The sequence below is a fragment of the Mycobacterium sp. ML4 genome (genome assembly GCF_054515735.1).
Map to the genome: position 1 here is coordinate 132,205 of NZ_JBTNSY010000011.1, position 22,591 is coordinate 154,795.

General features: G+C 66.8%; 15 protein-coding genes and 2 pseudogenes. 6 read left to right on the plus strand and 11 right to left on the minus strand.

Annotated elements, in window-relative coordinates; all coding sequences use genetic code 11:
• Nucleotide 1 precedes the first annotated feature (1 nt).
• The gene (locus ACX9NE_RS14680) at nucleotides 2-1,330 is read right to left on the minus strand and encodes an aminotransferase class I/II-fold pyridoxal phosphate-dependent enzyme (RefSeq protein WP_459362828.1); all 1,329 of its coding nucleotides are present in this window, start codon (nucleotides 1,328-1,330) and stop codon (nucleotides 2-4) included.
• A gap of 40 nt (nucleotides 1,331-1,370) precedes the next feature.
• Here ACX9NE_RS14680 and ACX9NE_RS14685 point away from each other — a divergent pair, with 40 nt between their 5' ends.
• A complete protein-coding gene (locus ACX9NE_RS14685; protein ID WP_459362829.1) occupies nucleotides 1,371-2,015 on the plus strand; it encodes a pyridoxamine 5'-phosphate oxidase family protein in 645 nt (214 codons plus the stop codon).
• Nucleotides 2,016-2,235: 220 nt separating this feature from the next.
• On the opposite strand, the gene ilvA is transcribed toward ACX9NE_RS14685, so the two are convergent.
• The 6 genes from ilvA to ACX9NE_RS14715 all read right to left on the minus strand — a co-directional run bounded on the left by ilvA (nucleotide 2,236) and on the right by ACX9NE_RS14715 (nucleotide 12,569).
• Nucleotides 2,236-3,519, minus strand: coding sequence for a threonine ammonia-lyase (gene ilvA / locus ACX9NE_RS14690; RefSeq protein ID WP_459362830.1), 1,284 nt, complete (start codon nucleotides 3,517-3,519; stop codon nucleotides 2,236-2,238).
• A 184-nt stretch (nucleotides 3,520-3,703) separates the two neighbouring features.
• Nucleotides 3,704-3,994 (minus strand): hypothetical protein, encoded by a 291-nt coding sequence (locus tag ACX9NE_RS14695; RefSeq protein WP_459370731.1) that lies wholly within the window; start codon nucleotides 3,992-3,994, stop codon nucleotides 3,704-3,706.
• Nucleotides 3,995-4,459: 465 nt separating this feature from the next.
• Nucleotides 4,460-6,352 carry a lysophospholipid acyltransferase gene (locus tag ACX9NE_RS14700; protein ID WP_459362831.1) on the minus strand — a complete coding sequence of 631 codons (1,893 nt, stop codon included), beginning with the start codon at nucleotides 6,350-6,352 and terminating at the stop codon, nucleotides 4,460-4,462.
• Nucleotides 6,353-6,365: 13 nt separating this feature from the next.
• The gene (gene fadD11, locus ACX9NE_RS14705) at nucleotides 6,366-8,189 is read right to left on the minus strand and encodes a fatty acid--CoA ligase FadD11 (RefSeq protein WP_459362882.1); all 1,824 of its coding nucleotides are present in this window, start codon (nucleotides 8,187-8,189) and stop codon (nucleotides 6,366-6,368) included.
• Nucleotides 8,190-8,502: 313 nt separating this feature from the next.
• Nucleotides 8,503-12,069 carry a DNA polymerase III subunit alpha gene (dnaE, locus tag ACX9NE_RS14710; RefSeq protein WP_459362832.1) on the minus strand — a complete coding sequence of 1,189 codons (3,567 nt, stop codon included), beginning with the start codon at nucleotides 12,067-12,069 and terminating at the stop codon, nucleotides 8,503-8,505.
• Nucleotides 12,070-12,137: 68 nt separating this feature from the next.
• The gene (locus tag ACX9NE_RS14715) at nucleotides 12,138-12,569 is read right to left on the minus strand and encodes a type II toxin-antitoxin system Rv0910 family toxin (protein WP_459362833.1); all 432 of its coding nucleotides are present in this window, start codon (nucleotides 12,567-12,569) and stop codon (nucleotides 12,138-12,140) included.
• Nucleotides 12,570-12,658: 89 nt separating this feature from the next.
• Between ACX9NE_RS14715 and ACX9NE_RS14720 the strand changes: the two genes are divergently transcribed.
• Genes ACX9NE_RS14720 through ACX9NE_RS14730 form a run of 3 tightly spaced genes read left to right on the plus strand, consistent with a single transcriptional unit; the run spans nucleotide 12,659 to nucleotide 18,077 of the window.
• A complete protein-coding gene (locus tag ACX9NE_RS14720; RefSeq protein WP_459362834.1) occupies nucleotides 12,659-14,524 on the plus strand; it encodes a serine/threonine-protein kinase in 1,866 nt (621 codons plus the stop codon).
• Between the two features lie 48 nt (nucleotides 14,525-14,572).
• Entirely contained in the window at nucleotides 14,573-16,444 is a 1,872-nt protein-coding gene (locus tag ACX9NE_RS14725) for a serine/threonine-protein kinase (RefSeq protein WP_459362835.1), read from the plus strand.
• Nucleotides 16,437-18,077 carry a hypothetical protein gene (locus tag ACX9NE_RS14730; RefSeq protein ID WP_459362836.1) on the plus strand — a complete coding sequence of 547 codons (1,641 nt, stop codon included), beginning with the start codon at nucleotides 16,437-16,439 and terminating at the stop codon, nucleotides 18,075-18,077. Before ACX9NE_RS14725 ends, ACX9NE_RS14730 begins: the two co-directional genes overlap by 8 nt.
• A 31-nt stretch (nucleotides 18,078-18,108) precedes the next feature.
• Here the strand turns inward: ACX9NE_RS14730 and ACX9NE_RS14735 are convergent.
• Nucleotides 18,109-18,559 (minus strand): annotated as a pseudogene (locus ACX9NE_RS14735) (SDR family NAD(P)-dependent oxidoreductase); the annotation flags it as partial.
• Between the two features lie 4 nt (nucleotides 18,560-18,563).
• Nucleotides 18,564-19,580 carry an SDR family NAD(P)-dependent oxidoreductase gene (locus ACX9NE_RS14740; protein WP_459362837.1) on the minus strand — a complete coding sequence of 339 codons (1,017 nt, stop codon included), beginning with the start codon at nucleotides 19,578-19,580 and terminating at the stop codon, nucleotides 18,564-18,566.
• Between the two features lie 278 nt (nucleotides 19,581-19,858).
• Between ACX9NE_RS14740 and ACX9NE_RS14745 the strand changes: the two are divergent.
• Together ACX9NE_RS14745 and ACX9NE_RS14750 are read left to right on the plus strand one after the other, a co-directional pair.
• Nucleotides 19,859-20,138: pseudogene (locus ACX9NE_RS14745) on the plus strand (globin family protein); the annotation flags it as partial.
• Between the two features lie 9 nt (nucleotides 20,139-20,147).
• Nucleotides 20,148-20,786, plus strand: coding sequence for an MliC family protein (locus ACX9NE_RS14750; RefSeq protein WP_459362838.1), 639 nt, complete (start codon nucleotides 20,148-20,150; stop codon nucleotides 20,784-20,786).
• A 263-nt stretch (nucleotides 20,787-21,049) separates the two neighbouring features.
• Here ACX9NE_RS14750 and ACX9NE_RS14755 read toward each other — a convergent pair whose 3' ends face one another.
• Both ACX9NE_RS14755 and lspA read right to left on the minus strand, forming a co-directional pair.
• Nucleotides 21,050-21,976, minus strand: a complete 927-nt coding sequence (locus ACX9NE_RS14755; RefSeq protein ID WP_459362839.1) for an RluA family pseudouridine synthase — start codon at nucleotides 21,974-21,976, stop codon at nucleotides 21,050-21,052.
• Nucleotides 21,969-22,559, minus strand: a complete 591-nt coding sequence (gene lspA, locus ACX9NE_RS14760; RefSeq protein WP_459362840.1) for a signal peptidase II — start codon at nucleotides 22,557-22,559, stop codon at nucleotides 21,969-21,971. The genes ACX9NE_RS14755 and lspA overlap by 8 nt, the downstream gene beginning before the upstream one ends.
• Between the last annotated feature and the right edge of the window lie 32 nt (nucleotides 22,560-22,591).

Below are 22,591 nucleotides of genomic sequence, written 5' to 3' on the forward strand. Positions count from 1 at the left end.
CTCACACGCTTGCACGTCCGGTGCCATGAATAGCCTCGGCAATGGCATCAGCCAGCGGTTCGATCTCTGCGTCTTTCAGGTCGGCGATCGTGATGCGCATGCCCGGCGGCGTCTCCATCCGAAATCGCGTCCCAGGCGCGGCCGCCCAACCCGCGTTAAGCAGCCGGGTGATGACGACCGTCTCGTCGGGCACGGGAATCCAGACGTTGAGGCCAGATCGGCCCTGTGCCGCCACGTCCCGCGCGGCCAGCGCTTCACACAGCGCTTGGCGGTTGGCGGTGTACCGTTCCCGGGCCGCATGGACCAACTTCGCCGCCTCGTCGTCGGACCACAGTCCTACGGCGAGATCCTGCAGCAGACGACTCACCCATCCCGGTCCCAGCCGCAGGCGTCCATGCACTCGCTCGATGGTGCGGCGGTCTCCGGCCAGTACGGCCAACCGCAGGTCGGGACCGTATGCCTTGGACATCGAGCGGACGAAAGCCCAACGCCGGGTCGCCCCGGCCAGAGCGTGCAGCGGCACGCCAGAGATTCTGGCGCAGTGGTCATCTTCGATGACCAGCACGTCGCTGGTCTTGGCTGCCAACAGACTGCGCAGCGCCTTGGCGCGTTCCGCGGACAGTGCCGCGCCGGTCGGGTTTTGCGCACGGGTGGTGACGATGACGGCCTTCACACCACGGCGCAGGGCCCGCGCCATGCTCAGCACCACCGGCCCTTCATCGTCAACCCGGACCGGTTCGGGGGAAAGCCCGAGTGCTGCAACGAGATCCAACATGTTTGCCCAACCGGGATCCTCGACCGCCACCCGGTCACCTGGACGCAAATGGGCGTTGAGCACCCGCTCGATTCCGTCGAGGGCACCACTGGTCGCGGCAAGGTGCTCGGCGGGCACCCCGTCGCCGCTCAGATCCGCACAGGCGCGCTCGACCAGGTCAGCCGACATCGCGGACTGCCCGTACAACAACGGCCTTTCCCGCTTCCCCAGCGCCAACTCAGCGGTGGCGATAGGCAACAGCGCGGGGTTCGGATTACCGGTCGAGAGGTCACGTGCGCCATCGGGAACAGCGAGTCCGAGCAGCGATCGCGGCGTGGTCGCCGGCCGGGCCCGCACCCGGGTGCCCCGCCGGCCCGCGGTCTCGACCGCCCCGCGATCACGCAACAGCCGGTATGCGGCGGCAACGGTATTGGCGTTCACCCCAAGTCGGGCGGCCACCTCCCGGATTGACGGCAGGGCATCACCCGGCGCGTAGGCGCCCTGCGAGATGCCCTCCTCGATGCTGGCAGCGATCGACTCGGCACCCGTCCCGCCTATCGTGTATCGTACTGGCACAGTCAAGAGTATGTACTAGAACAATGATGAGGTCAAGTGGATGGACACCACCTATCAACCCACCCCACGCACCACGCCGACCCGCTACCGGGAACGGGCTCGCTATGACCGCGAGACCGTGCATCAAATCCTCGATGAGTCGCTGATCTGCCACTTGGCTTATGTCAAGGACGGGATGCCGGTAGTCTTGCCGACGATTCATACCCGCATCGACGACATCCTGTACATCCACGGCTCGTCGGGCAGCGGACCGATGCTGGCGACCCGGTTGTCCGGCATACCGGTCTGCGTCACCGTTACCCTGGTCGACGGACTCGTTTTGGCCCGTGCAGCCATGCACCACTCGATGAACTACCGCTCGGTCGTCGCGGTCGGGACCGCGCGCATCGTCGCTGACCCAGATGAAAAGAAGCGTGCGCTGCATGCCGTGCTGAACCACATCCGGCCCGGACGCGCCGACGACTGCCGGCCGCCGAACGCGCGCGAACTCGCCGCGACCGCAGTGCTTGCTTTGGAACTCGACGAGGTCTCGGCCAAAGTGCGCGAAGGCGGCGTGGCCGACGACGACGAGGATCTGGCGCTGCCGTACTGGGCCGGCGTGGTGCCGGTGCGGTTGACGGCCGAACCGCCGGTTCCCGACGGCCATCTGCACCCCGCTACCCCCCTGCCGTCATATCTACTGTGACGCGGGGCTTTGACTGGTTCCGCGCGGCTTTCACAGCCGGGGGAACCTTCCGTCGGCAGGGTTGTCGGGGACGCACGAGCGGGCGGACCGTAATCGCGTGAGACCTTCCGGCTTCGGGGTCGTCGGATATTTTGGGGGATCGGCGCAGCGGTGAGGTCGGTGCGTCACCACGTTGACGATGCTCAGCGCCTCGTCATGGCCGGATCTAGAACAGCCGGATCTAGAACAGCAGGTACCGATACGCCGGCGAACCGGGCTGCAGCGTCTCGACATGAATCTCCGTAGCCCGCATCCGCGCCAACAGACCGTCCAGATCCGCCGCTGATCCCAGCTGAATTCCGACCAGTGCCTCACCGGTCTCTCGGTTGTTGCGCTTGACGTACTCGAACAGGGTGATGTCGTCGTTGGGGCCGAGCACCTCGTCGAGGAACCGCCGCAACGCGCCAGGCTCCTGCGGGAAATCGACCAGGAAGTAGTGCTTGAGGCCCAGATGGATCAGCGATCGCTCCAGCACTTCGCCGTAGCGAGAGACGTCGTTGTTGCCCCCGGAGATCAGACACACCACGGTGGAGCCGGGTTCGACCTCGGCTTCCAACAGCCCGGCCACCGACAGCGCCCCCGCAGGCTCGGCGATGATCCCCTCGTTCTGATAGAGGTCCAGCATCGCGGTGCACACCGCACCCTCGTCAACCGTCGTGATCGACACCATGTCCCCGGCGGCCGCCAGGGCGGCGTAGGTCAGCGTCCCCGCGCGGGCGACGGCGGCACCGTCGACAAACTGGTCGACCTGATCCAGGGTCACTGGCGCACCGGCTGCCAGTGCCGCCATCATCGCCGCGGCCCCGGCCGGCTCGATACCCAACACCGCAGTGTTCGACGTCCGTTCGGCCAGGTAGGCGGTGATACCGGCGATGCAGCCGCCGCCACCGACGGGCACGACCACCAGATCAGGCTCGTCATCGAGGGCATCAAGAATTTCCAGCGCGATAGTCCCCTGGCCGGCCATGGTGCGCAGGTCGTCATAAGGCGGCACCAGCGTGGCGCCGGTGCGTGCGACATCCTCGCGGGCGGCCGCGGCCGCCAGGTCGTACGTCGAGCCGCCCACGATCAGTTCGATGAACTCGCGGCCGTGATACCGGATCCGGTCCCGCTTCTGCTTGGGGGTTTTAGCCGGCACGTAGACACGGCCGTGCACACCCAGCGAGCGGCATGCATAGGCAAACCCCTGCGCGTGATTGCCGGCCGAGGAGCACACCACTCCGGCGGCGAGTTCCGCCTCGGAGAGCTGGACCAGCAGGTTGTAGGCGCCGCGCAGCTTGTAGGAGCGCACCACCTGCAAGTCTTCGCGCTTGAGGTACACGGTGGCGCCAGTGATCTCGGACAACCGGTCGCTGTACTGCAGGGGCGTCGGCGTGACCACCGGAGAAATGCGCTTGGCCGCCGCGTCGATATCAGCCGCGCACAGCGGCAGGTCGCGAGGGGTCTGGCTCAGTTCGGCGGACACCGGTTAATGGTGCCATGCCCTGATCAGGCGCAGCGCCTCATGTGCGACCGAATGCGTGTCGCCCCGTCACTCACCGGATGCCCCGACACGCATGAGCGCGAGGTGATCGGCCGATCGCGTAGTCAGCCAGGTAGACCCGCTACGCCGGCCTCGCCGGTGACACCCGGCTGCCCCGGCCCGCCGGCTAGGCACGTCCACGCCCAGTCCCTTGCCGCCCGCGCCGCCGCTCCCGGCACTTTCCCCCGGCCCCACCGGCACCCGCGGCGCCACCCGTCCCAGACAGTCCCAACTGGCCGAACAGCCCACCGGCGCCGCCAGGTCCGCCATTGCCGCCGTCTCCGCCGTCACCGCCCGAGCCGCCATTGCCGCCAACCCCACCGGCGCCGCCCTTGCCGCCGATGGCACCACTGTCGCCGTAGCCGCCATTGGCGGCGTTGCCGCCGTTGCCGCCACTGCCACCGTTGCCGAACAGCAAGCCCCCACGGCCACCGGCACCGCCGGCTCCGCCGCTGCCGCCCGCCGCTCCGATGCCGCCAGTACCACCGGTACCGCCGATGGCGACGCCGGTTTCGCCGGCGCCCCCGTCGCCGCCGGGGGCGCCGTCTCCCCAGGAACCTCCCGTGCCGCCAGCGCCTCCGAGCCCGGTGGTGACGGAAAAAATCGTTGGACTGGTCCTAACTCTGTGCGTCTTCGCCTATTGGACTTTCGCTCAGCTCTTTTCGGCGACGCCTGCATTCGCAGCCGACGCTGCCTTAACGAGTTGCAATGGCAGACGCGAGCTGTGTTTTGGTGTGCCGGACACAGCTTGAGCTAGAACTTCGCGCCACGAAAATAAATGCAAATTAGTTCCGCCACCGGGCCGACAAACTGTTCGGTCCGCGCCGGCTTACGGTGCCGCTTCGCTTGCGATCCTTCGGACAACAGCCGATAGCACCGGTCCTTAAGTCACCGCGGGACTGACCATCTTTCGGGCCATTTCGGCGATCACATTGACGCGCCGGCACGCCGTCGCGATCTCGTCGGCGAACTCTCGACGCTGCTTGGCGATATCGGCCTGATCGGCTCCGTCAACCAGCTCGCGGTGGCGGGCCAGCCGCACTGCGGTCTTGAACAGCTCCATGGAACGCGATTCGGCGTTTGCGATCCGGCGCTGCAGCTCCCACTGCTTACCCACCTCGAGGCACTCGGTGAAGAACGCATCTTCGTCCAGCGCCTCGTCCTCGAGCGCGGCCAACCGGTCCGCGACGATGTGGTAGGCGTCCAGGAACGGGCGCAACACCAGGTGGGCCAGCAGCAGATCGGCCGATTCCAACAGCCGCCGCACGTCGGCCGCGATGACTTCCTTAGATGTGTCCTCCACCGGCCCGATGAGCTTGACTTCGTCGGCGAGCTCGACCTCGAACTGCGCACGCGCCGAGAACAGGAACTCGAACTTGAGCAACTCCCGCAGGCCGAGCGCCTCGTCGCGGACCGCCGCCGGCGACACGAATCCGTCACCGGAGTTCTCAGCGCTTTCCGATGCGGCGAGCAACGCCAACTCCGCGATCGCACGATCGACCAGGATATGGATGGCGGTGTTGCGGTAAAACGCCGCGACCAGGTGCTGATCGGCGCCGATCCCCCACACCGCTTCGGTTCCGGCGTCGTACACGCTCACTACCCCGGAGTCGACCATCTGGTGCAGCGTCCAGCGGATTGTCGAGCGATTCGTCAGGTCCGCGGCGCCGGCCACCGCCCAGTTGCGGGCGTTGATGTAACTGGCCAATGGGCGCACCGTGGCGAGGACCTCGCTGATCGACAGCGACCGGTCGGCACCCAGCAACGCCAGACTCACCACCGCGGTCGGCGTCACCGGAGTGGCGCGGTTGATCCGGTGCTCCACGTCCAAGGCGATGCGCTCGACCACCGTCTCGGTTCCGGACGGATCCGCGCGCAGCTCCTCCAGACGCTTGCGCAGCGGCAGCGGCTCGCCGAAATCGAGGTAGGCGCGCCCCAGCCGCTCCCCTTGCTGGCGCGACAGCCGGACCAGGAACCGGAAGTCCTCCGGACGCTTGGTGGCGCCGTAGGCCTCGGTGGTCATCGCCTCCACCTCGTGCAGCTGGTCATACACGATCGACGTGGGCACCAAATACACTTCCGGACCGTCGATTTCGTCGACGGCGTCGGTGAGGTAGCGCAGGATGCCGAACACCGGGGGTCGCAGCTTGCCGGTCCGGGTACGCCCGCCTTCGATCGACCAGGTGAGGTTTGTGTGGTTCTGCACCAACTGCGCGGTGTACGCCCGCAGCACGAAGCGGTAGACCGGTATGTCCTTGGTCTGACGCCGGATGAAGATCGTCCCGGTGCGCTTGGCGAAGCCGCCCATCGGGAAGAAGTTCAGGTTGGCCCCGCCGAAGGTGAAGGCAGGCGAGAGGCGATTGGCGGCGATCTCCTCGGGCAGCAGCATGCCGTCCAGATAGGACCGGTGCGAGAACGCGAACGCCAACGTCGCCTTGCGGTCCAGCGAACGCAACTGCGCGATCTGGTCCTCATCGACGAGCACGTCGTAGGCCCGCATCAGCCATCGGCTGAAACCGCGCCATGCCTGCACCGCGCGCTCGTCCAACGAAGCCGCGAGCTCGCGCAGGTATCCGGCAGCCTCCACCCGCACGCTCTCGGGATCGCGACCCAGTTCCACGGCGAGCGCCTCGAGCCGCTCACCGAACCAGTCGGCGTCCAGCAGCTGGGTGACCGCTTCCGGATCGGTACCCAACGCCGTCGTCGACTCGTCGACAAAACCGGTGCGCTGCAGCAGCTTTCGCACTCCGCTGCGACTGACGTCCCGTGCCGTCATCACCCCTCCCCCGTCACACCGGCTGCGTCGCCGAGGCGGCGCGAGGCTCGTGGATGTGTGGTCCGGGTTCACTCATGTAGAGCTCCTCTATCTCAGCGGAGTATTTGGCGTGAATCGGCTTGCGCTTGAGCTTCATGGTCAGCGTGATCTCGTCGCCACCGGGTTCCCACAACGTCGGCAGGATGCGGAAACGCTTGATCTGCTCAACTCGAGACAGTTTGTCGTTGCCCTCGGCGACGCCTGCGGCAACCTCGGCGATCACGTCAGGGTGGGCGGCCAGGACTTCCGGAAAGGGATCGAGGCCACGCTGAGCCGCATACGGTCCGACAGAGTCCGCGTCGAACACCATCAGCGCGGTGTTATACGGCCGCCCGTCCCCGATCGCGATCATCACACCGATCATGCGGCATGCGGCGACAATCGTGTTCTCGATGTTGGCCGGAGACATGTTCTTTCCGGCGGCATTGATGATCAGCTCCTTCTTGCGGTCCACCACCTTCAGGTAACCCTCGTCATCGACATCGAAAATGTCCCCGGTGTGCAGCCAGCCCTCCTCGTCGACCGCCTCGGCGGTCTTGGCCGGTTCTCCGCGGTAGCCCTTCATCACCAGCGGTCCGCGCACCAGGTACTCGCCGTCGTCTGCAATCCTGCCCTCCAGGCCGGGCAGCAGTTTCCCCACGGTGCCCAGCTTGACGTCGCGCGGATGGCACGCGGTGGCAACGCAGCTCAGCTCGGACATCCCCCATACCTCGGTGAGCGGGACGCCGATGCCCATGAAGAAGGCCAACGTCTCCCGGGGAATCGGCGCAGCACCCGAGACCGCCCACCGCAATTCGCCAAAGCCGATCCGCTCGCGCAGCTTGGACAGCACCAGCTCGTCTGCCGTAGCCCATTCGGCCGCCAACTCGGCCGGCATCTGCTGACCGGCCAACTCCGCCGCCGCACGCTTGGCCGCCACCGACATGGCCCACTGCAGTGCCTGCCGCTTGGCCTGATCGGTCTCCTGGCTGACCGCGAACTCGATTCCGGCTCTGAGCTTCTCCCATACCCGCGGCACCGCGCCCCAGACCGTGGGCCGAACATCCGGCAGCACTTGGGCGATGCTGCGCACGTCCGAAACGACGGTGACCTGGGTGCCGAACATCTCCTGTGAGTAGACACCGGTCATCCGGTCAGCAATGTGAGCTGACGGCAGAAATGAGGTAATCCGCTCTCCGCGTTGGATTCCCAGCACCTGATCCAGCGCGTACCCCTCAAACAGCAGGTTGGTGTGGGTCATCTCCACACCCTTGGGGTTTCCCGTGGTCCCGGAGGTATAGATGAGGGTGACGACGTCGTCGGGCTGCACGGCCCGCCACGTCGATTCGAAGTCGAAGTCTGCGGGCGCGGCAGCGTAAAGGTCTTCGACGGAGAGCGTGCCTCCGGGTTTGCCATCGATGCACACGATGTGCTCGATCGATGCGCCGCTGGCGCGGATCCGGTCGAGGTACTGCGCCTCGCACAGCACCACCTTGGTGCCGGCGTTGCCGAACACATAGGCAAGCTGTTCGGCGGGCAACGTGTTATACACCGAAAACGACGTGGCGCCAACGTGTTGTGCTCCCACCTCCAGCGGGTAGAACTCGACGCGGTTGGCCATCATCAGCGACACGGTGTCGCCGCGGCGCACACCGAGACCGGTCAGGCCCCCAGCAACCCTGCGGACCTGTTCGTGGTAGTCGCGCCACGTCAATTCCTCGGTACCCCCGGGAGTCCGCACGGCCACGGCATCCGGGTCGACTATCGCGTTGCGCTGGAAGGCCTCGCACAGGGTGCGCGGACGTTCGGTCACGGCGATCCTCCGTCCTCGCTGGCCCACTCGGCACTCATCGCTGAGCCTACGTCCGATTCGGCGGACCACGGAATACGGGACCGCGCTCATGGAACACGAAGCCGGCGTCGACGTCAGCAACCTCCACGCGGGAAGCCACACGTTGGGACGGTTCCACGCGACCGCGGCGTCTGGACTGACAGCGCCATCGTCCGGGTGGATCTCTAGCCCGAGCCGACCGTGAAGCTGGCTTCACGCTCGAGGCCCAACGTGAAGCTGGCTTCACGCTCGAGGCCCAACGTGAAGCTGGGCTCACGCTCGCCGCGCCCACCGAGCCCGCTTAGCTGCCCAGGCAGCCCGGGCCGAGCAGTTCCTTGAGGTCGCCCATCAGCGCCGGCGACGGCGTCACCCGCAGCGACTGATCGAGTTCCAGTGTGGTTATCCGGTCCCCGCTGATCAGCCGCAGATGTACCTGCGATGTGCCGGGGTGCCGCGCCAGCACTTGCTTGAGGGCGGTGACCTTGTCGATGGTGCATTGCCGGGTGGGCAGGCTGACGGCCAGCGGCCGGTTCGGCTGAGCGTTGGAAAAGTCCGGCACCACAAGCTCGTTGGCGATCAAGCTGATGCGGTCGTCGCGGATGGCGACCTTGGCGTTGACCAGCACCACCACGTCGTCGGCGATCTCGGCGCCGTAGTTGGAATAGGTGTGCGGGAAGAACATCACCTCAATGCCACCGGTCAAGTCTTCCAGTTGCGCTGAGGCCCAGGGCATTCCGTTCTTGTTTACCCGACGGTTGACCGAAGCCAGGATGCCGCCGACCCGCACCTGGGTGTCGTTGGCGATGTCGCCGTCCAGGATCGCCGGGATGGCGGTGTCGACCTGGGTCGCCAGCAGGTGAGCCACGCCGTTGAGCGGATGCCCGGACACATACAGCCCCAGCATCTCGCGTTCGAGGGCCAGTTTGTGTTTGTCTTCCCACTCGTCCTCGGGAACCTTGATGGTGAACACGGACTCGGCACCCGCATCGCTGCCACCGAACAAGTCGAACTGCCCCATCGCTTCGGCTTTCTTGGTGCCCAGCACGGAGTCAACGGCGTCGGTGTGGACGAGGAACAGGCCCTTGCGCGCGTGGCCCAGCGAGTCGAACGCACCCGCTTTGACCAACGACTCGGTGACCTTCTTGTTGCAGGCCGAGATGTCGATCTTGTTCAGGTAATCCGAGAAGTCGGTGAACTTCCCTTTCTCGCTGCGGGTCTTGATCAATGAACCCACCACGTTCGCGCCGACGTTGCGCACCGCACCCAGCCCGAACCGGATGTCCTTGCCGACCGACGCGAAGTTCACCAGGGACTCGTTCACGTCCGGCGGCAATACGGTGATGCCGAGCTTGCGGCAGTCGGCCAGGTAAACCGCGGCCTTGTCCTTGTCGTCACCGACCGAGGTCAACAGCCCCGCCATGTACTCGGCCGGATAGTTGGCCTTCAGGTACGCCGTCCAGTACGAAACCAGACCGTACCCGGCGGCATGCGACTTGTTGAACGCATAGCCGGCGAACGGAAGAATGGTGTCCCACAACGCCTTCACCGCTTGTTCGGAGAAGCCGTTAGCGGTCATACCCTCGTAGAAACCCTTGTACTCGGCTTCGAGCACCTCGAGCTTCTTCTTACCCATCGCCTTGCGTAGCGCGTCGGCCTTGCCCATCGTGTAGGAGGCGACCTTCTGGGCGATGAACATGATCTGCTCTTGGTAGACGATCAGCCCGTAGGTCTCGGCGAGGATCTCCCGCAGCGGTTCCTCGAGCTGAGGGTGGATCGGCGTGACGGCCTGGCGACCGTTCTTGCGGTCGGCGTAATCGTTGTGGGCGTTCATGCCCATCGGCCCGGGCCGGTACAACGCCAGCACGGCGACGATGTCGTTGAACTCGGTGGGCTGCATGCGCCGCAGCAGATCGCGCATCGGACCACCGTCGAGCTGGAACACCCCCAGGGTGTCGCCGCGCCCCAGCAGTTCGTAGGTGGCCTTGTCGTCCAGCGGCACCGATTCCAGGTCGAGGTCGATCCCCCTGTTGGCCTTGATGTTGTCCAGCGCGTCGCCGATGATCGTCAGGTTCCGCAGGCCGAGGAAGTCCATCTTCAGCAGGCCGATGGCCTCACAGGACGGATAATCCCAGCCGGTGATGATGGCGCCGTCCTGCGGCCGCTTCCACAGCGGGATGGCCTCGGTCAGCGGCTCGCTGCTCATGATCACCGCGCACGCGTGCACACCGGCGTTGCGGATGAGGCCTTCCAGACCCCGCGCCGTCTGATAGATGGTGCGTACGTCGGGGTCGGTTTCGATCAGGCCGCGAACTTCGGCGGCCTCCTTGTAGCGTTCATGGGCCGGATCGGTGATGCCGGACAACGAGATGTCCTTGGCCATGATCGGCGGCGGCAGCGCTTTGGTGATCCGGTCGGCGATCGCGAAGCCGGGCTGGCCGTAGTGGATGCGCGCCGAATCCTTCAGCGCCGCTTTCGTTTTGATCGTGCCGAAGGTGATGACCTGGGCCACCCGGTCCTGCCCCCACTTGTCGGCGGCGTAGCGCACCATCTCCCCGCGGCGACGATCGTCGAAGTCGATGTCGATGTCGGGGGCCGACGGGCGCTCCGGGTTGAGAAAGCGCTCGAACAGCAGGCCGTGCGGAATGGGATCGATATTGGTGATGCCCATCGCGTAGGCCACCAGAGACCCGGCGGCCGAACCGCGCCCCGGCCCCACCCGGATATCGACCGAGCGGGCGTAGTTGATCAGGTCGGCGACGATCAGGAAGTACGACGGGAAGCCCTTGTCACAGATGACCTTGATCTCGTACTCGGCGCGGGCGATGTAGTCCTGCCCGACACCGGCCGGGAAGCGCCGGTGCAGACCTGCCATCACCTCGTGATGCAGCCACGACGCGGTGTCGTGGCCCTCGGGAACCGGGAAGATCGGCATCCGGTCGCGTGGCGTCCACACGTCGGCGTAGGACTGCACCCGCTCGGCGATCAGCAGGGTGGAGTCGCAGGCGCCGGGTACCTGGCCGTCCCACAGCTGACGCATCTCGGCGGCCGACTTGAGGTAGTAGCCGTCGCCGTCGAACTTGAACCGGTTGGGGTCTGAAAGCGTCTTGCCGGTCTGTACGCACAACAACGCCTCGTGGTTGTGAGAGGCGTCGCGGGTGACGTAGTGGCAGTCATTGGTGGCCAGCGGCGGGATGTTCAGCTTGCGCCCGATGTCCAGCAGGCCTTCGCGGACCCGGTGTTCGATCGAGATGCCGTGGTCCATCAGCTCGAGGAAGAAGTTCTCCGGGCCGAAAATCTCCCGCCATTTGGCCGCGGACTCCAGCGCTTCGCGCTCATGGCCGAGCCTGAGCCGGGTCTGAACCTCGCCGGACGGGCAGCCGGTGGTGGCAATGATGCCTTCGGCGTGTTCCGCGATCAGCTCGGCGTCCATCCGCGACCACTTGCCGAGCTGTCCTTCGAAGGACGCCAGCGACGACAGCTTGAACAGGTTGCGCAGGCCCGTCGCATTCTCGGCCATCATCGTCATGTGGGTGTAGGAGCCGCTGCCGGAGACGTCGTCGGATTTCTGGCCGGGATCACCCCAGGTGATGCGCCGGGTGTCGAACCGGGAACCGGGAGCAACATACGCCTCGACCCCGATAATCGGCTTGATGCCGACCTTGGTGGCCGAGTTGTAGAACTCGCTGGCGCCGAACATGTTTCCGTGGTCGGTCATGCCGATCGCCGGCATCTCCAGCCGCTGCGCCTCGGCCAGCATCGGCGAGATCTTGGCGGCGCCGTCGAGCATCGAATACTCGGTGTGGTTGTGCAGATGCACAAACGAGGACTCGCGACGAATGCTTGCGCCAGGAGCAGACGGACCGGTCATAAGGTCGCCAGTCTATGACTGGGCACTGACGTCTTTCGGGCGTGTCGCCAAGTGTGTCTTGCGCGTGTTCAGGCGTACCGCTCGACAAACAGTTGCAGCGACTTTTCTACATCCCCTTTGACCGCGCGCGCCGCGGCGGAGCCGACCGGTCCGAACAGTGCGCGGCCGCCCAGCTCAAGGCGCAGACCCATGGTGGACCCGTCCTCGTTGGGCGTCACCGTGACGGTCACACCGTACTTTGCTCCGCCTTTGCCAGAGCCTGACATCGCGACCTCGTGGGGCGGATCCCACTTGGTGATCGTCCATGTCACCCGGTTGCGCAACCCCTTCGATCGCGCCACGCCGATGATCTCGGTGCCCACGGTGATCTCGTCGGGGAGGTCGCTGCGCCAGCCTTCGTGCATGACGAGCCACTCGCCCAGTTCCGAAAGGTCGGACACCCGATCCCACATGTCCTGCGGGCTCATCGGGACGTCGGAGCTCAACTCAACGGAAGCCATCGAGTGAGCCTAGCGGCGCGGGGGACTCGGCCGCGATCTCGCGCAATAGGTTTCGGCGTGCCGTTACGCTCAGAAGCGAGGAGGGGCTGGTGGTCGAGGATCGGGAGGGTTCGCAGTTCGGGCCGTATCGGTTGGTCCGGCTGTTGGGCAGCGGCGGCTTCGGTGAGGTGTACGAAGCCGAAGACACCGCCATGCACCGCACCGTCGCGTTGAAGCTGCTGAGCACTACCTTCTCCCAGGACCCGGTATTTCGCGAGCGTCTGTTCCGGGAGGCCCACACCGCCGGGCGGCTACGCGAACCGCACGTGGTGCCGATCCACAGCTGCGGTGAGATCGGCGGTCAGGTCTACATCGACATGCGATTGGTGCGCGGCGTGGACCTTGAGACGGTGCTGGAGCGGGACGGGCCGCTAGACCCCGCGCGTGCGGTCGACCTCATACGCCAGATGGCGGCGGCACTCGATGCCGCGCACGCCGAACGGGTGATCCACCGCGACGTCAAGCCCGCCAACATCCTGCTGTCCGGCGACGATTTCGCCAGCCTGGTCGACTTCGGGCTGGCCAACGCCGCCGGCGACACCCGGCTCACCAAAACCGGCAAAGCCGTCGGCACCTTCGATTACGTTGCCCCGGAACGGCTTTCGGATGGCCCCGTGGACTACCGCTGCGACGTGTACGCGCTCGCCTGTGTGCTGTACGAGCTGCTTACCGGCAAGCCGCCGTACCACGAGCACCGCGATCTTTCGGCGTTGATGACCGCGCACCTGAGCGCGCCTGTTCCTCGGGCCAGCCGGCTGCGCCCCGGCATCCCGGCCGCGCTGGACAACGTCATCGCCCGGGGGATGGCCAAGGATCCCGATGCTCGCTATCGCAGCGCCGGCGAACTGGCCGCAGCCGCCCAATCGGCATTGAATCCGGCCGCGCCGACCCGCGAATGGGCCGTTGACCCGGCCCCACCCCCACCTATGGCGCCTGCACCTGCGCCCCGCCCCGGTCCGCCGCCGGCATGGGCCCAACCCCCGGCCCGGAGACGCCGCCGGCGTACCGTGATCGCCCTCGGCGCCGTCGCTGTCATCGTGATCGCGGCGGGCGTCGCCGGCGTGGTGATCTTCCACCGCCCGAGCCCGTCCGGGCCCGCTGCCCCCAGCGTGGCCCGCCCCCCCTCGACCGTCCCGACGGTGCTGAAGTTTCCCGATCTTGTTCAGGCCCGTGGTGTGGCCGTAGGCAAGGACGGCACCACCTACGTCACGGAATTGAACAGAGGCGGTTTTGGAGGGTTGGTACTCAAATTGCCGCCCGGCAAATCCACGCCCGTCGAGCTGCCGTTCGGCGAGCTCAACGCCGAGGGAGTCGCGGTGGACGGGGCCGGCAACGTGTACGTCGCCGACCACCACGGTCCTGCCCTGTGGAAGCTGACGCCCGGCGCCCGCGGCCCCACCCTGATGCCGTTCGGGCATCTGAGCAGGCCGATCGCCGTCGCCGTGGGCGCGGACGGCAGCATCTACGTCGTGGACGAGTTCTTGAATCAGGTCCTTAAGCTGCCGGCCGGGGCGTCGAGCGCCACCCAGGTGATGCCCACTACCGCTCTCAACGCCCCGGCGGGCGTGGCGGTGGATAAGGACGGCAATCTCTATGTCGTCGACCGCGGCGACCGTCATGTACTGAAGCTGGCCGCCGGCGCAACGACCGCCACCGAGTTGCCGTTCGTCGGCCTTCAACAGCCCTACGGTGTGGCGGTGGACAAGAACGGCAACCTCTATGTCTCCGACATCGACAAGCGTCGAGTGCTGAAGTTGGCTGCCGGCGCAGCGACGGCCACCGAGGTGGCGTTCCCCGGGCTCAACAATCCGGTCGGGGTGGCCGTGAACGACGACGGGGACCTCTTCGTCGTCGACTGCCACCGCAGCGACGACTGCGCGACCGGCAAGGTACTGGCGCTGGGTGTCGGGCAGTGAGCGGGTGGAACGCGACGACGCGAAAAGGTGCGCGCCAAGGTGGTGGGCATGACCGGTGATCCGACGGTGGACCACACCTCGGGCTCGCGGGTGGGAAGACGGTTCGGGCCGTATCTGCTGCGCCGTCTGCTGGGCACCGGCGGGTTCGGCGAGGTGTACGAGGCCGAGGACACCGTCATGCACCGCGTGGTGGCGCTGAAGCTGCTGTCCAGCAGCTACTCGCACAACCCGGCCTTCCGGGAACGGCTGTTCCGGGAAGCACGCACCGCCGGCCGACTGCACGACCCGCACGTGGTACCGATCCACGGCTGCGGTGAGATCGACGGACAGCTCTACATCGACATGCGGCTGATCGACGGCACCGATTTGCAGAGCACCCTCGAGCGCGGCGGCGCGATGTCCCCGGCGCGGGCGGTCGCCATCGTGCGCCAGATCGCCGCCGCGCTGGACGCCGCGCACGCCGAGACGGTGATCCATCGCGACGTCAAACCGGCGAACGTCCTGCTCGGCAAGGACGACTTCGCGTGCCTGGTCGACTTCGGGCTGGCCAACGCCGCCACCGACACCAAGCTCACCAGCGAAGGGACCACGATCGGTTCTTTCGCCTACCTTGCTCCGGAGCGACTGGCATCCGGCGAGGTGACACCCGGCGCCGACATCTACGCGCTGGCGTGCGTGCTCTACGAGTGCTTGACCGGGCAAGCGCCCTACGAGGGCCGCTCGGAGATCCCCGCGCTGGTCGCCGCCCACCTGACCGCACCGCCACCGCAACCCAGTCGGCAACGGCCCGGGATACCGGTCGGCTTCGACGAGGTCATTGCGCGCGGCATGGCCAAGGAACCCGCGCAGCGCTACCGCACCGCCGGTGAATTCGGTGCCGCCGCGGCGCGAGCCCTGAACACGCCGGTGCACTCATGGGCGCCGGCACCACCTGCCGCGATGACCCGGTCGTGGACCCCGCCGCGGCCGGGTCCTGCACCGCCGGGCCGGCCAGCGCGGCGTCCGCGTCGGCGCCGGCTGGCTCTCACCGTCGCTGCGATCGCGGTCGTCGCCGCCGGCGCCACCCTGGTCGTGCTCCTGGGTTCACCGGGATCGAGCAAGCAGGCCGTCAACGGCCCCGCCCAGTCCACCGCCTCTTCCCTGCCGTCCTCCGGAGCAGCGGCGCCGCTAAACGCGACGCGTCTGCCGGTCATCGGCCGGGGCGAGCTGCTGGGTGTCAGCGTCAGCACGTCCGGGGACGTCTATGTGGTCGACTCCGGCACCTCGATGGTGTATCGACTCGCCGTTGACGCAACCGCCCCGACGGAAGTGCCACCGCGTGGGCTGCGCGCACCCAGGCGGGTGGCCGTGGACGGGACCGGCGCCGTCTATGTCACCGATTGGCCTCAGGGCGGCCCGGATCACGTGTGGAAACTCGCGCCCGGCGCGCCGGCCCCCATCGACCTTCCGCTGGGCCGGATCATCCCGCGCGGCGTCGCGGCCGACGCCGCCGGCAATGTCTTCGTGGCCGACCGCGAACAAGTGCTCCAGCTGGCCCCCGGCGCTGCCACGCCCACGGTGTTGCCATTCGGCAACGGCGCGTTCGAGGACGTGGCCGTCGACAGTGTCGGGGCTGTCTATGCGTTGCAGCGGGGGCGGGTGCTCAAACTGGACGCCGGCTCGGCCACTCCCACTCAGCTGCCGTTCGGGCAGCTCGGAGCAGCACAAGGGGTGGCCGTCGATGGCAGAGGCGACGTCTTTGTCATCGACAATGCCGACGGGATGGGACGACTGCTCAAATTGGCGGCGGGCGCCACTTCCTCTACCGCGCTGGCCGCACCGGAGAACAAGCCCTTTGGTGACGTGGCCGTCGACGCGGCGGGCACCATCTATCTGACCCAGACCACCCGACTGCTCAAGCTCGCGGCCGGCTATGCCTGAGCAACGCAGCGTCCTTGCGGCCATCCTCGCGCAGGACGGACCCCTCGACCCCGCACGCGCGGTCAACGTCGTCCGGCAGATCGCCGCGGCAATCGACGACGCGCACGGCGAACAGGCAATTCATCGCGATGTCAGGCCCACCACCATCGTGCTGACCAGGGCGCCGTCCGGGGAAGAGTCCGCGTACCTGGTCGATGCGACGCCGTCAACCGAGACGACCCGCGCGCTCGTCACCAACACCGAGGCCACGCGTCGCGCGGACATCATCGCACTGACGGCGGTGCTGTATGAGTGCCTGACTGGGCACCCGCCCAGCCCACTTGCACAGGACGCACCGGTCCCGCGGCCGAGTAAGGAGCGAACGGACCTCCCCTCCGGGTTCGACGACGTCGTTGTGCGCGGCCTGTCCAGCGATCCCGGCCGGGGCTACCGCACCGCCGCCGAACTCGCGGCAGCCGCCGAGCGCGCCCTGAGCGCGACACCCGGCCGGCCCGCGAGCCCTTCGCAGGCGCAGACACGTGTCATCGATCTACCCGCCAGACCCAGCCCGCCGCCGTCGGGACCCTGGTACGCACAGTCCCCCACGGTGTCCTTTCCACACTCGCGGCCGGTCCCACTGCCTCCCCCACCGCCGACCCGCCGCCGCTACCTCGCGCCGATCATCGCCACGATCGCCATCGCCGTCGCCGTCGCCGCCGGCGCCATCGCCATTCCCCGGCTGGTTCATCACCCTGCGGCACCCGCAAGCACCACTCCCACGCCCGCGCACACCCGGCACAGCTACACCGCACAGCCCGCCGTACTGCCTTTCCCCGGTTTGCAACTGCCGGACAGGGTCGATCTGGACAGCGCCGGCAACGTGTATCTGCTGGGGTCGACTATCGAAACCGACTCCGACCCGTTCGACCCCGGTCGTCCAAAATTGTTGAAGCTGGCCGCCGGGTCGAACGGCACGACGACGATCGACTTCCCCGGCGTGGATTTCCGGTCGGCGAACGACATGGTGGTCGACGCGGCCGGCAACGTCTACCTCAGCGACGGCTGGCGCGTGTGGGAGCTTCCGGTCGGCGCACAGTACCCGCTTCGTCTTCCGTTCCAGGGCTTCGTCACGATCTCTGCGATCACGATCGACGCAGCGGGCAACGCGTACGCCGCCGGTCCGCTCGCCGGCGACGAAGCCCTGCGGTACGGCGTGAAGAAGCTTGTCCCCGGCGACACCAGGCCGACGGACCTGTCGTTCCCCGATCTGTACATGCCCCGCGGAATCGCCGTCGACAAACACGGCGACGTGTACGTCGCCGCCGGCAACAGGAGCTCAGGCAAAGGCCGTGTCCTCAGGCTTGCGGCCGGCACCACGACGCCCACCGAGGTCTTCACCACCGGCCTCATCGAGCCGCGACACACCGCGTTCGACTCAGCCGGAAACGTGTTCATCACAGACGGGTACAAGGCCCGGATGTCCGAGCTGCCGGCCGGATCGACGAACCCGATCTCCATCCCGTTGCCCGCGCGGTCCTACAGCGTGGCGTTCGATCCCGCGGACAACCTCTACGCCGCCACCCTTCCCGAACTGGACAAGAACGACCGCGTCGTCAATCCGGGCCACGTGCTCAAGATCGCGCCGAGCAACTAGGGTCAGCGTTCAGTGGCTGGGGCCGCCGCGCAGCTTGAAAAGGCATCGGCTGGAAACCGGCTATCGAGGCGATGTTGAGCACGGCACCGCCACCGCGTTCCACCATGCCCGGCAGCACGGCCCGGGTGAGCTCCAGCAACACCAGGGCGTTGAGGGTGACCTGTTCGCTGTCGCGTTCGGCCGGCAGCTCGTAGAAGCGACCGCTGGTCCCGAAGCCAGCGCTGTTGCACAGTCCGGCGATCGGATCGGTGCTCAACCGATCGGCGAGCTTGGCCCGAAAGGTCCAGAGGCAAGACCTCGACGTCGACCCCGTCGCTCTCCCGTAGTTGCCCGGCAAGCTCGTCGAGACGTTTACGGCGCCGGGCGACCAGCATGAGCGGAAAGCCCCGGCGCGCCAAGCCCTTCGCCAACTCGGTTCCGATTCCGGACGAGGCACCGGTGATGACCACGGTGGTCTGCTTGCCCGGCTTAGGAAGGCTCACGGCGTCACCAATGGATCCCTCTGGTCGCCTGCAGGAAGGTTTCGCTCCGCTTGTCGAGATCTGTTGACCCGCTGGTCTTTTCGCTGCCTTTGGCGGCTGAGGAGTCATCGAACATGCCGAAGGCCCGGTTGCGCACCCGGTCCATGACCGCCGGGTTGACGGCGTCTGCGAGTGCGGCGAACTGTCCGAACGGCGAACTCGCCCGCCGCGGCCGGTGAATCAAGGCGTCGGTGATCACGCCGGCCGCCTGATCTGGTGTCAGGGTCGGGAAGCTGTCGTACATGGTGGTCGGGCTGATCATCGGGGTTCGCACCAGGGCCATGTGCACGGTGGTGAATCGAACGTTGTCGCTGACAGTTTCGGCTTGCAGGGCGTCACACAAGCTGTCCAGCGCGGCCTTGCTGGCGATGTAGGCCCCGAAGCGTGGCGCGCGCGTCTGGACGCCCACCGACGAGACGTTGACGATGTGCCCGAAGCCACGCTCGCGCATGCCGGGGATGAATTTCAGGATGAGCTGGACCGCACCCAGATAATTCAGCTGAATGGTGCGTTGATAGTCATGGATGCGGTCGTAGGACAGCGCGAGTGAGCGCCGGATCGAGCGTCCGGCGTTGTTGATCAGGATGTCGACGCCACCCAGATCCTTCAGTACCTGGTCGGCCATCTCCGCGATCGCGTCCAGGTCGGAAAGGTCGCACGGATAAACGTGCGCGGTGCCGCCTTTGGCGCGTATGTCGTCGGCGACCTTTTCCAGGTTCTCCAGGGTGCGCGCCACCAGCACCACGGTGCCCCCGGCCTCGGCGATTTTGTGCGCGGCTGCCTCACCGATGCCCGACGATCCGCCAGTGATGAGGACAGTTTTTCCGTTGACCGCGTCGCTGAGCTTGCGGCCCTGTACCGCGTCGAGCAAGTTCCTCAGATAAAACGGCCGGTACCGCCCCGCCGAGTTCGGGGTGTTGATGATGCTCGACACTGCCGCCAAGGGCTTTTCGACCAGGTTTGTAAGGTCACCAAGATTCATCGGCAGTTGCTCCTGATGGCGGTGTGGACGATGTGACAGTGAGCCATGAAGCCAACCTAGGACATCAACGGGTGAATAGATATACGGATTGGCTGTTCAGATCATTCGGGGGCGCCCGCCACCCGGCGCCAGGTGTTGCCACACAATGCAACCCGCGCCGTGTCACGCTCTCACGGCCCAGCAATTCGGTCCTGATGGTCGTGCAATTCGGCGGTGGACGCATGATTACATGAACTGCCGTCACGTTTTCGCAAGCGCGAGCCGGTGAACAACCCTCGGAATTCACCGGTGCCGCCCTGGATTGTCCGGAGCCCTCAACCGGCACACCGATCAGGCAGGTGCCCGAGGAGCGGAGCCGCCATGAATCACTTCGGCCTGGTCGCAGGGCATTTGGGTGACGCGCTGACCGCAGCGGGTGTCCTCGGCGACGCTGTACCTGAGATCTTGGGCGCGATCGCGGGACCGGCCGCCGACCGCGTCCGGCCAAAGCTGCTCGGCGAAAGTCTGACCGGCCTCCGACGGCGTGTCGCAGGGGCGCTCATCCCTGTGACCCGGTAGTCAGCAGGTATGAGAATGGTGGTCGTTATCCTGTCCGTGCTGTTCGTCAGTGCCTGCGACGGCGGGTCAGGAGGATCCCGGGCGGTGCCGTCCAGCGCCTCTGCATCGACCACAACAGCTGCGCCGGCCGCGCCGGCAATGACATTCGACTGCGCCAAACCGGCGAACAAGGCGCAGCAGTTGGTCTGCGACGACCCGCAGCTGACCGGACTGGACCGTCGGCTACAGGCCGCCTATCAGCAGGCGCTGACCCGGCCAGGTGCCGACCAGGCCACCCTGAGCACCGCGCAGAACGCGTTCGCGACGACCCGCGATGGCTGCGCCGATTTCACCGAGGCCCGGACTTGCGTGCTGGAGGCCTATCAGACACGGCTGGTCGAGTTGGCTATCGCTGACCCTGCCACGGTGGCGCCACCGGTCGTCAGCTTCAACTGCCCCGCCGACGCCGGCACGCTGACCGCGCAGTTTTACAATCAGCTCGACCCGAAGACCGCGGTACTGGACTGGAAGGGTGTGCGCGTCATCCTGTTTATCCAGCCGTCGGGCAGCGGCGCCCGGTACGGCCGGCAGGGATCGGAGTATTGGGAGCATCAGGGCGAGGTCACTCTGGACCTCAGCGGCACCAAGTTCGTCTGTCACACCCAGTGAGGGATCGGTCGAAGACTTGCATGATCCCGTCGCGAGCCGAAAATCGAACGGGCGCAGCAGAAGCCGCGGGACGGGGACTTGGTCGCGGCGGGCTCGCCGCAGCGACGACGCTGACCAAGCGCCGGTCCCAGGAGCTGGTCGGTGAGCTTTGCGGTGCACGCTGATCTGGACGTTGCCGGATTTGACCGCCGAACCGTATTGATCGCTGCTGCGCGAACTGCATGACCCGATCGCGGCTGCCGGCGGCCCGTAAGGCCGGGCCGTCAGCCCTCAGCGCGTAGCACGTCCAGGGCGTGTTGCAGATCGGCCGGGTAGGGACTGACGATCTCTATCCGCCGGCCGTCGGCCGGATGCGCGAAGGCCAGCGATCGTGCGTGCAGCCACTGGCGTTCCAGGCCAAGCCTTTTCGCGAGCTTGGGGTCGGCGCCGTAGACGAGGTCGCCGCAGCAGGGATGGTGGAGCGCGGAGAAGTGCACCCGAATCTGATGGGTGCGGCCGGTTTCCAGGTGCACGTCGAGCAGGCTGGCGGCGACGAACGCTTCCATGGTGTCGTAGTGCGTGATGCTGTGCCGGCCGTCCCTGGTGACCGCGAACTTCCATTCCGGGCCGGGGTGGCGGCCGATCGGCGCGTCGATGGTTCCGCTGGACGGGTCCGGATGGCCTTGCACCAATGCGTGATAGCGCTTTTCCACCGTGCGCTGTTTGAACGCCCGCTTGAGCACGGTGTAGGCGCGTTCGGAGATCGCTACCACCATCACCCCAGAGGTGCCCACGTCCAGGCGGTGCACGATCCCCTGACGCTCGTGCACACCGGACGTGGTGATCCGGTAGCCCGCCGCCGCCAGGCCGCCGAGCACCGTGGGCCCGGTCCAGCCGACCGAGGCGTGGGCAGCCACGGCCGCGGGCTTGTCGACCGCGACGATGTCGTCGTCGGAATAGAGAATCGTCATGCCCTCGATATCGACCGGCGTGTTCTCCGGCGGCTTCGGCGGTTCCGGCAGCCGCACCTGCAACCATGCGCCGGCGTTCAGGCGGTCCGATTTGCCTGCGGTCACACCGTCTAGTTCGACACCGCCGTCTTCGGCGATGGCCGCCGCGGCACTGCGGGACAGTCCGAGCAGGCGGGCCAGACCGGCGTCGACGCGCATGCCCGCCAACCCGTCCGGGACGGTCATCGAGCGGTCAGTCAATTGCGTCTTGGTCCTCGTTGGCCCCGTTGGACTTTCGCCGACCCACCTTGTCGAAATCGAAGCCGAAGATGGAGAGTACGACGAGCAGAATGGCGCCGCCTACCACCGACGGGTCGGCGACGTTGAACACCGGCCACCATCCGACCGACAGGAAGTCGACCACGTGGCCGCGCAGCGGCCCGGGCGCCCGGAAGAAGCGATCGACCAGGTTGCCCATCGCGCCGCCAAGGATCATGCCCAGGCCCAGCGCCCACCACGGCGAGACCAGCCGCCGTCCCATCCAGAAGATGCCGACGACGACGCCGGTCGCGATGAGGGTCAGCACCCAGGTGTATCCGGTCGCCATCGAGAATGCGGCGCCGGAGTTGCGTACCAGGGTCCAGGTGACGGTGTCGCCGATGATGGACACCGGCTGACCGGGCGGCAGCAGTTTAACCGCCAGAACCTTGGTGATGATGTCCAGCGCGAGCACGACACCTGCCACCGACAGGAGCAGACGCAGGCGCCGCGGCGGCCCCGGCGGTGTGGTGGCCTCAACGGGTGAAGTGACCGGATCGGCGGATCCTGTTGGTTCGTCGGGCACCCCACCATCATCCACTAGTGGGCGTAGTTCGC